The organism is Campylobacter sp. MG1, assembly GCF_026616895.1.
Taxonomy (GTDB): domain Bacteria; phylum Campylobacterota; class Campylobacteria; order Campylobacterales; family Campylobacteraceae; genus Campylobacter_E.
Genome location: NZ_JANYME010000019.1, coordinates 1 through 16,274, shown reverse-complemented (window position 1 = coordinate 16,274; position 16,274 = coordinate 1). Strand labels below are relative to the sequence as shown.

Annotated in this window: 16 protein-coding genes; 3 read left to right on the top strand and 13 right to left on the bottom strand. The window is 27.3% G+C overall.

Annotation, left to right across the window (positions count from 1 at the left end):
• Window positions 1–242 precede the first annotated feature (242 nt).
• On the top strand, window positions 243–1,769 hold the full coding sequence (gene putP, locus NY022_RS09320; RefSeq protein WP_267525566.1) for a sodium/proline symporter PutP: 1,527 nt from the start codon (window positions 243–245) through the stop codon (window positions 1,767–1,769).
• Between the two features lie 46 nt (window positions 1,770–1,815).
• On the opposite strand, the gene clpP is transcribed toward putP, so the two are convergent.
• Window positions 1,816–2,403, bottom strand: a complete 588-nt coding sequence (gene clpP, locus NY022_RS09315; protein ID WP_267525565.1) for an ATP-dependent Clp endopeptidase proteolytic subunit ClpP — start codon at window positions 2,401–2,403, stop codon at window positions 1,816–1,818.
• A complete protein-coding gene (tig, locus tag NY022_RS09310; protein WP_267525562.1) occupies window positions 2,400–3,689 on the bottom strand; it encodes a trigger factor in 1,290 nt (429 codons plus the stop codon). The genes clpP and tig overlap by 4 nt, the downstream gene beginning before the upstream one ends.
• 75 nt (window positions 3,690–3,764) lie before the next feature.
• Between tig and folE the strand changes: the two genes are divergently transcribed.
• Window positions 3,765–4,307 (top strand): GTP cyclohydrolase I FolE, encoded by a 543-nt coding sequence (gene folE / locus NY022_RS09305; RefSeq protein WP_267525560.1) that lies wholly within the window; start codon window positions 3,765–3,767, stop codon window positions 4,305–4,307.
• Window positions 4,308–4,317: 10 nt separating this feature from the next.
• Here the strand turns inward: folE and NY022_RS09300 are convergent, their stop codons facing one another.
• The 11 genes from NY022_RS09300 to NY022_RS09250 form a co-directional block, all read right to left on the bottom strand.
• Window positions 4,318–5,547, bottom strand: coding sequence for a glutamate-5-semialdehyde dehydrogenase (locus NY022_RS09300; RefSeq protein WP_267525558.1), 1,230 nt, complete (start codon window positions 5,545–5,547; stop codon window positions 4,318–4,320).
• Window positions 5,540–6,334: a glutamate 5-kinase gene (gene proB, locus NY022_RS09295; protein WP_267525557.1), complete on the bottom strand. Its 795-nt coding sequence runs from the start codon at window positions 6,332–6,334 to the stop codon at window positions 5,540–5,542. The genes NY022_RS09300 and proB overlap by 8 nt, the downstream gene beginning before the upstream one ends.
• Window positions 6,335–6,359: 25 nt before the next feature.
• Window positions 6,360–7,529: a multidrug effflux MFS transporter gene (locus tag NY022_RS09290; protein ID WP_267525554.1), complete on the bottom strand. Its 1,170-nt coding sequence runs from the start codon at window positions 7,527–7,529 to the stop codon at window positions 6,360–6,362.
• A gap of 115 nt (window positions 7,530–7,644) precedes the next feature.
• Window positions 7,645–7,878, bottom strand: coding sequence for a DUF3343 domain-containing protein (locus NY022_RS09285; RefSeq protein ID WP_267525552.1), 234 nt, complete (start codon window positions 7,876–7,878; stop codon window positions 7,645–7,647).
• The gene (locus tag NY022_RS09280) at window positions 7,875–9,002 is read right to left on the bottom strand and encodes an aminotransferase class V-fold PLP-dependent enzyme (RefSeq protein WP_267525550.1); all 1,128 of its coding nucleotides are present in this window, start codon (window positions 9,000–9,002) and stop codon (window positions 7,875–7,877) included. The genes NY022_RS09285 and NY022_RS09280 overlap by 4 nt, the downstream gene beginning before the upstream one ends.
• Window positions 8,995–10,167 carry a double-cubane-cluster-containing anaerobic reductase gene (locus NY022_RS09275; RefSeq protein ID WP_267525548.1) on the bottom strand — a complete coding sequence of 391 codons (1,173 nt, stop codon included), beginning with the start codon at window positions 10,165–10,167 and terminating at the stop codon, window positions 8,995–8,997. The genes NY022_RS09280 and NY022_RS09275 overlap by 8 nt, the downstream gene beginning before the upstream one ends.
• Window positions 10,168–10,177: 10 nt before the next feature.
• Window positions 10,178–10,930: an acyl-CoA dehydratase activase gene (locus tag NY022_RS09270; RefSeq protein ID WP_267525546.1), complete on the bottom strand. Its 753-nt coding sequence runs from the start codon at window positions 10,928–10,930 to the stop codon at window positions 10,178–10,180.
• Window positions 10,927–11,850: an ABC transporter permease gene (locus NY022_RS09265; RefSeq protein WP_267525544.1), complete on the bottom strand. Its 924-nt coding sequence runs from the start codon at window positions 11,848–11,850 to the stop codon at window positions 10,927–10,929. Before NY022_RS09265 ends, NY022_RS09270 begins: the two co-directional genes overlap by 4 nt.
• Window positions 11,851–11,858: 8 nt before the next feature.
• Window positions 11,859–12,608: an ATP-binding cassette domain-containing protein gene (locus NY022_RS09260; protein WP_267525542.1), complete on the bottom strand. Its 750-nt coding sequence runs from the start codon at window positions 12,606–12,608 to the stop codon at window positions 11,859–11,861.
• Window positions 12,595–13,539, bottom strand: coding sequence for a substrate-binding domain-containing protein (locus NY022_RS09255; RefSeq protein ID WP_267525539.1), 945 nt, complete (start codon window positions 13,537–13,539; stop codon window positions 12,595–12,597). The genes NY022_RS09260 and NY022_RS09255 overlap by 14 nt, the downstream gene beginning before the upstream one ends.
• Window positions 13,540–13,719: 180 nt before the next feature.
• Complete coding sequence (locus NY022_RS09250) at window positions 13,720–14,982, bottom strand: RidA family protein (protein ID WP_267525538.1); 1,263 nt, start codon at window positions 14,980–14,982, stop codon at window positions 13,720–13,722.
• A gap of 398 nt (window positions 14,983–15,380) precedes the next feature.
• Between NY022_RS09250 and NY022_RS09245 the strand changes: the two genes are divergently transcribed.
• Window positions 15,381–15,908 (top strand): hypothetical protein, encoded by a 528-nt coding sequence (locus NY022_RS09245; RefSeq protein WP_267525536.1) that lies wholly within the window; start codon window positions 15,381–15,383, stop codon window positions 15,906–15,908.
• The last annotated feature ends 366 nt before the right edge of the window (window positions 15,909–16,274 follow it).

The following is a 16,274-nucleotide window of genomic DNA, read 5'->3' as shown; positions in this document are numbered from 1 at the left end:
CTTATATTTGAGTGTAAATGCAAATGAAAACCTGAATTATATGTTTTTAAACTTAATTAAAACTTAAATTTATAATATCATTTGTGAATTTCTTTGAAATTTTTGTAAAAACTGGTAAAAGTTTTATAATTTAATTAAATATAATTATAAACTTTTAATATACTTTAAAATCTGTTTTATTAATTCATTAAAATATAACTAACTTTATTATACAATAAACATTTTTCAAAAAAAGGGGAATTATGAATAATTTTGAAACAATAGAATTTACTTATCCTATAGCTATAGATTTTATACTTTATAGTTTATTAATGATAGGAATAGGATTTTATTTCTGGCATAAAAATAAAACAGCTGAAGATTATTTTATAGGCAATAAAGGTATGGGACCTGCTGTATCAGCATTGAGTGCTGGTGCTTCTGATATGAGTGGATGGTTACTCATGGGTTTGCCTGGTGCTGTATTAACATATGGTCTAGGACAAACATATATAGCGATAGGACTTAGTGTAGGAGCATTATTAAACTGGATATTTGTTGCCAAAAGACTAAGAATTTATACTGAAATAGAAAGTAATTGTATAACTATACCTGATTATTTTGAAACTAGATTTAATGACAAATCCCATATATTACGAATTATTTGTGCAATAGTAATATTAGTATTTTTTACAGTATATATATCAAGTGGATTAGTAGCAGGAGCTAAACTATTTGAAAGTCTATTTTCAATAAAATATAACTATGCTCTATTAATAGGAACATCTCTTATAGTTTTTTATACATTTTTAGGAGGATACAAAGCTGTTTGTTGGACTGACTTAATACAAGGAATTCTAATGATGTTAGCTTTAATAATAACACCAAGTGTAATGCTTAATGAAATAGGTGGAATTACAAAAGCATTTGATACAATATCAATAATTAGTGAAAATAATATAAATTTTTTATCTATGAGCGAAGGACTTACGATAATTGGAATAATATCATCATTAGCATGGGGGCTAGGATATTTTGGACAACCTCATATTCTAGTTAGATTTATGTCTATAAAAAATACAAAAGATATACCTACTGCAACATTTATAGGAATTTCTTGGATGGTAGTTAGCTTATTTGGGGCAATTATGATGGGATTTTTAGGAATTGCATATTTACATATATCAAAGGTAAATTTAAATGATCCTGAAAGAATTTTTATTGCAATGAGTCAAATTCTATTTAATCCTTGGGTTAGTGGGATATTATTAAGTGCCATATTAGCTGCAATTATGAGTACAGCAAGTTCTCAATTATTAGTATCAAGTTCTACATTAGCTGAAGATTTTTATAGAAAAATATTTAAACATGACGCTCACCCTAAAACCGTTATTATTCTATCTAGAATAAGTGTTTTATTAGTTTCATTAGTAGCTTTTTTAATATCAACAAATAAAAATTCTAGCATACTACAAATAGTAAGTTATGCTTGGGCAGGTTTTGGAGCTTCATTTGGTAGCGTAATTATAATGTCTTTATTTTGTAAAAATATAAGCAAATTAGGCGCTATACTAGGTATGAGTTTTGGTGCAATAACTGTTATAATTTGGGAAAATATACATATAATATTAGACACTTCTAAGAATGAGTTAGGTGGTTTTTGGAATATCTACTCAATAATACCTGGCTTTGCTGTATCGGTCATATTTATAATATTAGGTTCAAAAATAAAACCTGCAAATAAAGAGCTAGTAGAAAATTTCAACAATATGCTAGATAAACTAAAGTAAGAATAAAATCTTGCTTTAGTTTAATTTAAACTATTCCTCACTTAATTTATTTAAAGCTCTTCTCTAAAATTTTATCAATTAAGCCATAAGATAAAGCTTCTTCTGAACTCATAAAATAATCTCTTTCTGTATCCTTTTCAATCTTAGAAATCTTATTTCCAGTATTCTTAGCTAATATCTTATTTAATGTAGCTTTAAGCTTTAAAATTTCTCTTGCTTGAATTTCAATATCAGTAGCTTGACCTCTTGCACCACCCAAAGGTTGATGTATCATAATTCTAGCATTTGGAAGAGCAAACCTTTTACCTTTAGCTCCTGAGCTAAGTAAAAACGCTCCCATTGAAGCAGCTTGTCCTATACAAATTGTGCTAACATCTGGTTTAATATAATTCATAGTATCAAATATACTAAACCCACTAGTTACAACACCACCAGGGCTGTTTATATATAAATAAATATCTTTAGTAGAATCTTGAGCTTCTAAAAATAACAGTTGTGCTACAATACTAGATGCAACATCATCATTTATTTCACCACTTAAAAGAATAATTCTATCTTTCAGCAAGCGAGAATAAATATCATAACTTCTCTCGCCTTTGCTGGTTTTTTCTACTACATAAGGTATGTAGCTCATTTATCTTTTCCTAAAAAAATATTTGTAAATAATTTTTCTTCTATTAAACTCATTCTAACAGCTGGTAAAGCACCATTTTTTGTGTAATTTTCTATTAACCTTTTAGGATCCATTCCGTATCTTAAAGCTTCAAAATAAATAGCTTGACCTACTTCTTGATCACTTACAGTAATATTTCTTAGTTTAGCTAATTCATCAACAATAAATGTTAATTTTACACTTTTTAAAGCATCAGCCTTAAATTCATTTCTTTTTGATTCTAATTTTTGACTATCTTTTAACTCTTCAAATTCTTCCTTAGTATAACTTCTAGTTGCTTGATTAAATTGTAAATTTGTTTCTTGCTCTAAAATATTTAAAGGAACAACAAAATCATATTTATCTAACAATTTCTCTACGAATTCTTGTTTTAATTTCTCATCTACTAATTTAATTTTAGCTTCTGTTTCTAATTGTTCTTTTATTTTTTCATCTAAAATTGCTTCGGTTGGGTTTTCTACACCAGGAAGTAATTTTTTAAGCATTTCTTCATCAATTTCAGGTAATTTTCTTGCGTGAATTTCATGTAATTTTACTTTAAATACTGCTTTTTTACCTGCTAAATGAGCTGCTTGATAATTTTCAGGAAAAGTTACTTCTATATCTTTTTCTTCGCCAACTTTAAGCTCTATCATACCATCTTCAAATCCTGGTATAAATTGACCACTTCCAATCTCTAGCATATAATTTTCTGCTTTACCACCTTCAAAAGCAACACCATCAACAAATCCTTCGAAATCAAACTTGGCATAATCACCTTTTTTTAAGATTTGTTTTTTAGTTTTTTCTAATGGAGCAAATTGCTTAAGCATAGCTTCTTTTCTAGCTTTAATATCTTTTTCTTTTATCTCTTCTATTTTTACTTCAGGAATTAAAGATTCATAACCATCAAGTTTAATTTCAGGTCTAAAGGACATAGTAAAATCAAATTCTATTGAATCGCCTTTTCTATCAAATTTATTAAACATAGGTTCACCTATTAAACCTTTTTCATCTTTACCACTCTCTTTAACAGCTTGAGTAAAAGATTCATTTATAATTTCTTGTTCTGCATCTCTTGTTAAACTTTCTTTATATCTTGCTAATACAACATTTACAGGCACTTTACCTTGTCTAAAACCATCAACTTTTACGCTTTTACTAGCTTTAAGAGCTAATTTATTAATTTTTTCTTCTAATAAATTTTTCTCAATTTCTCCAACAACTGAATAATTAATTTCATCAATTTTTGATACTATAAGTTTCATTAAACTACCTTTTGTAAAATATTTCCCACAATTCTAGCTAAAAAAATTAATCATTGGCAAAATATAGGATAAAGAATGAGAGAATTAATTAAAAATTTATTAATACAAATTGGCGAAAATCCAAATCGAGAAGGCTTATTAAAAACGCCTGAAAGAGTAGAAAAATCATATGAATTTTTATGTAGTGGATATAAGCAAAAACCTGAAGATATTTTAAAAAAAGCAATATTTAATACTGATAACAATGAGATGGTTTTAGTAAAAGACATTGATTTTTATAGTTTATGTGAACATCATTTATTACCTTTTTTTGGAAAAGTTCATATAGCATATATTCCAAATGGTAAAGTTGTAGGGCTTTCAAAACTACCTAGGCTTGTAGAAGTTTTTGCAAGAAGATTACAAATTCAAGAACAATTATGCGAACAAATAAGCCAAGCATTATTTGATACGCTAAAACCTAAAGGTGTAGCTGTAACAATTGAAGCACAACACATGTGTATGCAAATGCGTGGTATTCAAAAAGTAAATTCAAAAACAATAACCAGCTCACTTAAAGGTATATTTTTAAGTGATGAAAGAACTAGAAAAGAATTTTATTCATTAATAAAAGATTAAAGTATTGACTTTAATCTCTAATTTGTCCATCTCCTAAAACTATATATTTATAAGATGTAATCTCTTTAAGCCCCATAGGACCTCTAGCATGTAATTTTTGTGTGCTAATACCTATTTCAGCACCTAGCCCAAAACATTCTCCATCGCTAAAACGAGTGCTTGCATTAACATAAACTACAGCACTATCAATTAAATCACAAAATTTATTAGCATTAGAATAATTTTGTGTGATTATACCATCTGAGTGGCCTGTAGAATATTTTTGTATGTGTAATATTGCTTCATCAAAATTATTTACGCTCTTTATGGCTAAAATATAATCTAAAAATTCATTTTCAAAATCTTCATCTTTGGCTAAATTTACTATAGGATATATTGATTTTATATACTCATCACACCTTAAATCTATATTTAATTTTATTAATTCTGGCATAATTTTATCAATAATACTTTTATGTAAAATTAGCGTTTCTAATGCATTACATACTGATGGGCGTTGCATTTTAGCATTTTTAATAATATCAATAGCCTTTATTATATTAGCACTTTCATCAACATAAATATGACAATTTCCAACACCAGTTTCAATAACAGGAATGCTAGAATTATTGACAACAGCATTTATTAAACTAGCCCCTCCTCTAGGAATTAATAAATTAACATATTTGTTCATTCTCATAAATTGATTTGTAGTATCACGACTAGAATCAGTAATTAAATTTACAAAATTCTCATTAAAACCTAATCTTACTATACTTTCTCTTAGTATTTTTACTATAGCTTTATTTGAATTTAAGGCTTCCTTACCACCTTTTAAAATAACCGAACTACCAGCTTTAATACACATAGCAAAGGCATCGCTTGTAACATTTGGACGAGCTTCATAAATTATACCTATTACCCCCATAGGAACTCTTTTTTTTCCTATAATTAAACCATTTTCCAATATTTTTTGCTCTATATATTCATTTAATGGATCAGGTATATAAGCTATTTTTTGTATACCTAATACCATAGAATTGATTCTTTTTTCATCTAATTTTAATCTATCTATTAAACTATCTTTTAATCCTATTTCCTTAGCATATTTAATATCTTTTAAATTTTCATTTAAGATATATTCCATATTGTCTTTTAAATTTTTAGCAGCTTCAAATAAAATTTCATTTTTATTTTTTGAATCTAACTTAGCTAATTCTAAACTAGCTTTTTTTGAATTTTTACAAATTTCTTCAAGCATTTTTGCTACCTTTAAAAAGTGTACCTATTTCCTTACCTTGAACTATATCAAATAAAACCCCAAAATCCTTACCACTTGTAATAATCATATCAATTCCATTGCCATTTACCATTTTTGCAGAATTTACCTTAGTAATCATTCCACCTGTACCAAGGGCTGAATTTGAACCACTAGCACTACTTAACACCTCATCATCAATAACATAAATTTCACTAATCTTTTTAGCATCGCTAAATTTATTTGGGTCCTTATCATACATAGCATCAATATCACTCAATAAAATCAATAAATCAGCATCTACAAGATTGCTCACATAAGCTGATAAAGTGTCGTTATCACTAAAGCCTTGAAGCTCATCAGTTGCTACAGTATCATTTTCATTTACTATAGGAATAACGCCCATTTGTATTAATTTTAGCACCGAATTTTGTGCGTTTTTTAACATTATTTCATTTTCAAAAACATCACGGGTTAATAAAATTTGTGCAATAATTTGATTATATTTTGAAAAAAAACTTTCATAAATTTGCATTAAAACCCCCTGCCCTACAGCTGATGCAACTTGTTTTCCAACTATATCCCTTGGACGTTTTTCTAAAGCTAATCTTTCAGTTCCAACAGCTATTGCACCTGATGAAACTAAAATAATTTCTTTTCCTTGATTTTTCAAATCACATAAAACCCATGCCAAATTTTCAATAGCTCTTAAATTTATTTTACCATTTGCATAAGTTAATGAAGTAGTCCCTATTTTAATAACTATTCTTTTATAATCTATTCTACGCATAAAATTTCCTTTTTTGCTTATTTTATTATTTTTTTATCATTTTAACAATATTAGTCCTAATTATATATGTTAAACTTGCAAAAACACAAAAACCACTAATAATACAAGCTAATTTAAAACTAGTATTAGCATCCATAAATCCGACTAAAAACGTTGCAAATCCTGCAAAAATAAATTGAAAACTACCTAAAACAGCCGAAGCACTACCTGAATATTGTTTTGCTTTTCCCATAGCTTTAGTAACCAAATTTGGGGTTATAAAACCCAACATACATAATGTAAAAAATAAAAATGCTGTAAAAGTATAAAAATTATTTGAAAAAATTATTAATAAAATAGAATTTATAAGCATAATCACAAAACCCATGAATACAATTTTATCAACACCAAATTTATTTGTAAAATATATATTTAATCTAGCAGCAATCATAAATCCTAAAGAATTTGCGCCAAAAATTAAAGCATAAGTTTGAGAACTTACTCCAAAAACATCTACAAAAACAAAACTAGACCCTGCAATATATGCAAACATTGAACTCATAACAAGACTAGAGCAAACTACATATACTAAAAATCCAGCTCTACTCATTGTAACTTTGTATGCTTGATAAATATTAAAAAATGAAAATTTAATTCTATCATTATTACTTTCTTTAATATAAAAAATACATAACAATAATAAAACTATTCCTACAATAAATAATGTTACAAAAATACTTTGCCATGAAAAATATTTTAACAGCATTCCACCTATACTAGGTGAAATCATAGGTGCGACACTAGAACAAATCATCATAAGAGAAAATACTTCAATAGCCTTTTGCTTATCAAAACAATCACTTACAATAGCTCTAGCAATCACAACACCAGCACAGCCACCGAATGCTTGCAAAAATCTTAAAGCTATAAAAGTATAGATATTATCAACTAAAAAACATAAAAAACTAGAAATTATAAAAATAAGCATTCCAGCTATTATCGGTAATTTTCTACCATAAACATCGCTTAAAGGTCCATAAATTAATTGACCAAATGCAAATGCAATAAAAAAACTTGCTATACTAAGTTGCGTATAAAATTCACTTGTATTAAAACTTTGTTGCACTGCACTTAAAGCTGGTAAATACATATCAGTTGCAAGTGGTGCAATAGCACTTAAAAATGCTAAAATAATGATAAATATTTTTTCTTTCATATATAACTCCTAAAATTTAGAAAAAAATGATATTGTCTAAATTTAGTAAATAATTTGTGTATTTTTAATAATAATTTATACTTTAAATAGATTAATTTTTATACAGTAAAAAAAATTAATTCAATAATATATTATCATTTTTTATTTGATATATATTTTCAAATCTAATATTGTGAAGTATAAAAAAATCTTTTAATTTTTCAATGCTTTCAATTTCTACTAAATAAGCCATTCCACAACCAGCTTCTAGCTCTTCAGGTAAAGCTACAACTTCCCCACCTAAATTTGCTCCAACCTTTTCTGCTAATAAAACATCACTAGTAGTAGCAAATACTGTAAGTAATTTCATATTAAATCCTTTATCGCTTTTATAGCGTAATTTATATCTTTTAAAGAGTTAAAATGAGAAAAACTAAACCTAACCATACCTTGATTAATTGTCTTAAAATGTTCGTGAATAAGAGGTGAGCAATGAAGCCCTGCTCTTGTGCAAATGCCGTATTTATCATATAAAATTTTAGCAACTTTACTAGAATTAAAGTCTTTTATATTAAGACTTATAATCGGGACTTTTAGCTTAAAATCACCGCTTTTAAACTCGTCTAAATCTCCATAAATTTTAACACCTCTAATATCATAAATCCCATCAAAAAAAGCTTTAGCAAGTTTCATACTTTTGTTATAAAGATTAGCTTGACCTTTTTCTTTTATATACTTTAAACTTGCATTAAGCCCTGCAATACCAAGTAAATTTAAAGTTCCTGCTTCAAGCCTTTCAGGTAAATATTTTGGCATAAAATGACTTATCGTATCAAATCCAGTGCCACCACTAAAAAAATTAATATCCGTATCAATATCTTTAAAAATAATCCCGCCAATTCCAGTCGGTGCAAGTAGTGATTTATGCCCTGTAAAACACAAAAAATCAATATCTTTTGCATTAATTTTAAGCTCTCCTGCACTTTGTGCTGAATCAATAGCTAATAAAACACCAAATTCCTTACACCAACTTGCAATTTTTTCTAAATCAACGCCATTGCCACTGACATTTGATGCATGAGAGATGATTAAAAGCCTTGCATTTTTATCTAAATGTGAAAAATCAATATTACCATTTTCATCTAGCGGTAAAAACTTTATCTTAATACCATTTTTTTGATAAAGTGGTCTTAAAATAGCGTTGTGTTCGGCGTTTGAAGTAATTACTAAATCATTTGGTTTTAATAAATTTATTATAAGCAAATTTAATGCTTCGGTAATATTTTTAGTAAATACAACACCTTTTAAATCATTAGCATTAAAAAAATCAGCTACAAGCTCTCTTGTTTCAAGTATTAATCTAGCGGAATTTAAAGCCGTATCATAAAGCCCTCTAGATGGATTTGTATAACTTCTAAGTGCGTTTAAAACGGCTTTTTCAACACATTTTGGTTTTTTAAAACTTGTAGCTGCATTATCAAAATATTTAATCATTCTTACTTTCTTTTAAAAGTTCTAAAAACGCTTCAATTCTCGTTAAAATTTGACCTTTATCTTGCATAGAATAATCTGATTCTATATGTAAATAAGGCGTATTTTTGCTTTTACAAAATTTCGCTACATTATGACTTTCTATATTAAAAGTATGACAGGCTAATAAAATCACTTCTATTACACCATCGGCTTTATATTTATCAATTAAATAATCAATATCATCAAGTCTTCCACAATTAGGGCTCATAACTGAACAATTTGTTTTAAGATATTTTCTAGCAATTGCTTTAATTGGCTCTTCATTTTCATCTATTAAAGTCATTTGATTTCTAAGACCACTACAAGAATCAAATCCTACTACAACAGCACCTAAATCCTCAATCGTTTTTATAATTTTTTCTTTTACTCCACCTAAAGGACAACCTGAAAGTAAAATTCTAGGCCTATTATCTATCTTACCTTTAAGATTTTCTTCCCAATTTTTATAAATTTCTTTTGTTTTTTGTTTTAAATCTTCGTTTTTCTTAACTCTATCATACATAAAGCCAAAACTTTCAGTTACATTAAATTGTTCTAATCCACTAATTGGACTTGGATTTAGACTTGAGAGTTCATAAAATTCAATTAAATTTTTTCTTTCTTCATTGCCTTGTTTAATAGCTTGTTTTAACATTTCATCAGTAATTTTTATATTGTAAAATTTTTCAAGCTCATCTTTTAAAGCTCTAACCTCTTCTTCAAAAAATAAAAAAGAACTTTCTTTAATGTTATTTTGTGGTAGTTGCATTACATAAGTATGTTTAATATCATTCATTAATTCAAACATTTTTTTCTTACCATCACAGGTAGTTTCACCAACTATAAAATCTGAATAATAAAAAAATGGACAAGTATCTGTAATTGCGTGCCCATAAGAAGCCTTTATAAGTGGACAAAGATTGCTAGGTAAATGTTTTTCTGCATCTTTAATAGGCTTTTCACTAGTAGCACACAAGCTAAGCGGAATCGCACCTGCTGCATAAATTAGTTCTGTTGGAACATAAGAACAATATGTCCCAACCACCTTACCACCTTCATCTTTTAATTTTTTAAGTGAAATAAATTTATTTTTCACACCCTCAGCAAAGCTATCAAATCCATCTGGTAATTTATTTAATTCTTTCATATATTCTCCTTTATGATAAAGCTGCTCCGATAGCACCTGCAAATCTTGAAAATTCATGGGTACTAACCTTTGCATTTAATTTTTCTTCTAAGATTTTTATAACAAAATCACTTTGACTAAATCCACCTGTTAAAAAATATTTATCACTTGATTGCTTTTTACTAGCTAATGATAAAACCTTATTTGCCATAGATACAATAACCCCTGCTGCTAAATCATTTCTTGATATATTTTTATTAATCAATGAGATAATTTCTGATTCTGCAAAAACAGTGCAAGTTGAAGTTATATTAATAGGTGTTCCAAGCTTGGCTACTTTAAAAAATTCATCAATGCTAAGACCTAAACGATTAGCCATAACTTCAATAAATTTTCCAGTTCCAGCCGAACATTTATCATTCATTATAAAATCAACCATTCGCTTATTTTCTAAGATTATTACCTTTGTATCTTGACCGCCTATATCAATAATTATTTCATCACTTGCACCTAAAAACACCGCGCCTTTTGCGTGAGCTGTGATTTCTGTAATACTTTTATTTGCATACGGCACACTAATCCTGCCATAACCTGTAGCTATTATTTTAGAATTATTTTCATCTATGTCTAAATCATTTAACCATTTTAAAATATCTAAAGAAGTATCTTTTGAATTATAACCACTAGGCATTGATTTTAACATAAAAATTTCATTCTTATTCTCACGTAAAATAGCAACCTTGGTAGCAGTTGAACCTATATCAATTCCTACAAAATATTTCATAATTTATTCCTTAAAATTGAGTAAAACGCCACGCAAAGCACAATTATAAGCCCATAAACAAACCTTGTATAATACGCATCATAACCCATCGCTACAATGCCTGATTCTAAAATTCCTATAATTATGCAACCTATAAAAACGCCATAAACACTACCCTTGCCACCATTGCTAGAAATCCCACCTATAAAAATTGCTGCAAAAATTATTAACATATAACCATCAGCAAGACTAGGCCACCAATTAGAAAATTCAAGACTTAAAATAACCCCAGCAAGAGAGCTTAAAATACCGGAATTTATAAACAATGATAGTTTTATAAGTTTTGGTTTATACCCCATCATTAAAGAAGCTTTATCACCACAAAATAAAATCCCACTACCTATTTTAAGTCTAAAAATAAGTAGATATAAAAATATATAAACTAATACAGCCCAAATACTTTGCATAGGGATAGCATCAAACAATCTATATGTAAAAATATAATTTAAATATTTTATATCATTATCCAAGCTAATTGATAATCCACCACATAAAATAGTAGCTATTCCTCTTATTAAAAAGCTTGTTCCTATAGTTGCAATTATTGAATTTACATTAATATTTAACACTAAAAAAGCATTGAGTAAGGCGCATAAGATTCCAGTTAAAAAACAAGCAAAAAGAGATATAAATTCATTGACTCCTAAATTTATTAAATATGTAAAAATAAAAGAACTAAGAGCTACGATTGATACAAAACTCATATCAAATTCACGAGCTAATACTAAAGGAAAAAGTCCAGCAGCAAGGATTAATATAATAGGAATGCTAATTAAATAAGAATAATAAATTTTATAATTAGAATATACATTTGGTGAATAAATATAAAAAATACCTAAAATGGCAAATAATATAAGCGTTAATAAAATTTTAAATTTCATACTAATCATTAACAAAACCTATTAAATAAGTCATATAAACTAAACACATCTTTTACATCTTTTTTATATATTTGACAGCTTATTTTTCCGTGTTTTAAAAAAATAAATTTATCACTTATTTCATAACTAGTAAGCAAATTGTGAGATATTAAAAATACACCTTTTTGTTTATCTTTTAACTCTTGTATGTATGATATTACTTTTTTAGTTTCATTTAATGCGAGTGCTGAAGTTGGTTCATCTAGTAAAATAATATCATTGTTAAAATAAATAGCTCTTGCTATACAAAGTCCTTGCTTTTCTCCACCTGAAAGATGACTTGCATCCTTTTTATAATCAAGTCCTTTTCCATTAAGTCCTAAAAAATTATTTAAAATTTCTTTACAAATTAAAAGCTCAGCTTTATCATCTATAAAACCAAATTTACTTATATGACGATTTGCAAAAAAATTTTTATAAATAGGCTGTTCAATGCAAAGACTATACTCTTGAAAAACACATTCAAGTCCTAATTTTTTCGTATAATTTAAATCATACTTTTTTAAATTAATTAAATTATTTTTTATATAATATTCACCATCACTAAATTTATTTAATCCACAAAGACATTTAAAAAGCGTAGATTTTCCAGCGCCATTATCTCCTAAGAGTGATACTATCTCGCCTCTATTTAAATTAAGCGAGATAGATTTTAAAATAAATTCATTATTTATTTTAAAACTAGCATTCTTAAGACTAATTAAATTATCTAATTCCATCTTTTACTAAAGGTTTTATAAAATCAATATTATCTTTTGTAATAAAGCCACCACTTGTGTCTATATTAAATCCACTAAAACCAAATTTTTTAGCAAAATAAACTTGCCATACACTTAAATATCCTTGCACAAAAGGCTGTCCATCAGCTATTAGTGCTAAATATCCATCTTCAATACCTTGCATAGTAGCTGGACTTAAAGAGAACCCAACTACTGTTAAATCTTTCGGGTCTATTTTTAAATTTTTCATAAATTTAGGAGTAGCAGCTGTTAAAGCACCATGGTCTATAATAGCTAATTTAATATTTGGATTTTTTAATAAAACTGATTGGAATATATTTTGTCCTAAACTTGGGTCTTTATTTACTTCAGGCGAAATTTCTACATAAGTAATTTTTACTTTAGCTTTTTCTAAAATTTCAGTAATTGCTTGGGCTCTAAGACCTCTAATAGGCTGACTTTTTAATCCCCATAAAAATATCTCATCATTTTCTTTTAATTTATAAACTCTTAAAATTTCATTAGCCATAGCAACACCTGCTAAATAATTATCAGTTCCTACATAGCCAAAACCTTTTGAATAATTTTCTTTATAAATTTCAGGTAATTTTGTATCCAATGAACTAACCGCCACACCTTGTTCAATAGCTTTTTTTACAAGTGGAGCATAAAGTTTATCTCCAGGATGACCCATAATTACGATACCATCAGGATTTTGTGCTAATGCACTTTGAAAATTTACAACCATTTTATTTGGATCCCAATCTGAATGATAAATTTTAAGTTCTATCCCTAAATCTTTTGCTGCTAATTTAGCACCATTACTAACAACTGTTGCATAAGAATCACCAGGTGCACCACCAGCATCAAAAAATACAGTAAACGAAAACGCCTGAAGCGTTACTAATAATGTTAATAATAATTTTTTCATAATTTAATCCTAAAAATATATTTTTGCTTGCTTTGATATGATTTTAATTTTTTTTAAAAAGTAATTAGTAGCATATTTTTTCCTTATTTGTACTGGCAAACCTTGCCGTGAATTTAAGTATATAATAATTTGTATAATATTTAGAAACTTTATGCCTGATATATTCAGGCATAAAAATAATTATTTAGCTGGTGGTGTTCCTTCAGGATTTGATAAAATTGCATCAGCCATAACTTTCGCGCCTTTTGCTAATTCACCAACACCAACAAGTCTTAACGCAGGTTTAACACCATTACCAAATACTTTTTCAAATTCAGCATTAAATACACTTTCATCTTCAATATTTGCTAAATAAGCATTAACTTTTACTAATTCGTTCATTTTGTGTCCGCAATTTTCTACAATAGCTTTAATATTTGCAAAAACTTGAGCTACTTGTGCTGCTGTATCTTTTCCAACTACATCACCATTTTCATTTAATGGTAATTGAGCACTTAAATGATTATAATGTGAGAATGCTACACTTTGACTTGATAGAGCACATTTTGGTGCTTTTGCATTATTTTTTGCAATAATTACTATACCATGGCGATCTTCTATTAATTGCGGTGGAGTTCCATCACCATGTGCTACACTAACTTCTACTGCAACCCTTGCATTATGTGGCAAAGAAGAAACTTTAACTACAGTTCTAGCTGGAAAATAATTAACAGCTCTAGCAATAGCACTGCGTGGGAAGAAACATTTATAAATTGTATTAATTACTTCCATATCAGCTAAATCTCTTACAAAAATAGTAACTTTTACAACATCATCAAGTCCTACTCCAATACCAGCTAAAGCTGCTGAAACATTTTTAAAACATTGTGCTGCTTGAGCACCTACACACTCAGCCACGATACGATTAACTGAAGGGTCTATAGGTAATTGACAACTTACATTGCTATAATGCGAAAATGCTACTAATTGAGTTGAATTTGATGCAACTGGTGCTTTTTTACTATTATTTGTAAGTTTAATTAAGTCACCAGCTTGAGGTGCATTAGGAATAGTTCCCAGACCATGTGTTAACAATCCATCAACGCCAACTTTCGCACCATTAGGAAGAGCTTTAACACCTACTACACTTAATGTTGGCAAACAATTTGCAAATACCGCTAAAAATTCAGCTTCAACAGCTTTATAATCTCTCATATCTACTAAAAATATACTAACTCTAACAGCATCACTTATACTATGTCCACTTTTTTCTATAACATTTTTTAAATTTACAAAACATTGACGAGCTTGAGCTACCACACATTCGCTTACTAATTTACCATTACTATCATTACCTACTAGTAAACCTAAATTACAGTAATGTGAAAAGGCCGCTGAATGTGAACCAACTCCTTTTGCTACACCATCAAAACTACGTGCATCAACTGCATTAAAATTACTCATTTTTATCTCCTTAACTTTAATAAAATATAAAAATTCTACATTAGTTTTAGTTAATAAATAAGTAAAAAATAAAAAAATATTAAAAAAATATGATAATTTTATTATATATATAAATATTTTTAAATTTTTATTATATTACGCAAAATTTTTCTTAAAAATAAAAATTATTAGCTATTTTACAAATCTAAAAATAATAGTAATAAAAATAAATTATTTTAATAAAAAATTAATTTTATAATTTTATATTTTTTTAAAAATTTTATACTTAGCTATACTTTATATTTTTTATTAAAATAAAATTTATTTAAGTTTATTATGTTAAATTTCATTAAATTTATTTTATAAATTAATAATTTTTTAAATATTTTATAAATAATATTATAACTAAAAGGCTAAAAATGAAAAAGTTTTTTATAAAATTATATAAAACAATTAAGCTAGGTTTAATAAATCCTTTCAATCCTTACCATTATTTAGAAGACCCATATTATTTAGAAAACGAAGAAATTCATACACTAGAAGAATGGGAACAAATAGAAAAATCAAAAAGTAAATTTAAAAAAATTACCGAAAATATATTAGATACAATTTATAAATATTGCTATGAAAAACCTATTCATTTTATTATAAGCTTAATTCTTGGTATAAGAAATTTGATTTGGTTTTTTAGAGTAATTTTCAATTATAGGACAAATGATAGTTATCATGAATATATAATTTTAAGAAGAATTTTTGAGCTAAGAATTAAAAAATTTAAAAAAGGAATTTATCCAGAATATGAAGGAATGGAAAGAGACTTACAAACATTAATTAAAATGAAAGAAATTTTAGATGAATATGCAAAGCAAGATACTTTTGAAGATTATAAATTAATTCAAGAATTTCTAAATATATATAAAAAAGATGGTGATTACATATGGTATTAGATAATTTATTTAATTAAAAAAATCATAGCTTTAAATTAAATTTTAATAATATTATAAAATACATTTTAATTTATAAAAATATAATGATAAACATAAGTATCAAACCGTGTTGTGATAGAATTAGGTTTGCAATTCAACAACTGCTCCAGTTATATAATCACTTTTTGGGTTTCAAACCGTGTTGTGGTAGAATTAGATTTGCAATCAAGTGTTGGAGCTTTAAGTGGTGTTGGAGCTATGTTTCAAACCGTGTTGTGGTAGAATTAGGTTTGCAATATAAATGGTTCACTTGATATTACAGGCAATATTAGCACGTTTCAAACCATGTTGTGGTAGAATTAGGTTTGCAATCGTACGATTTAGCGA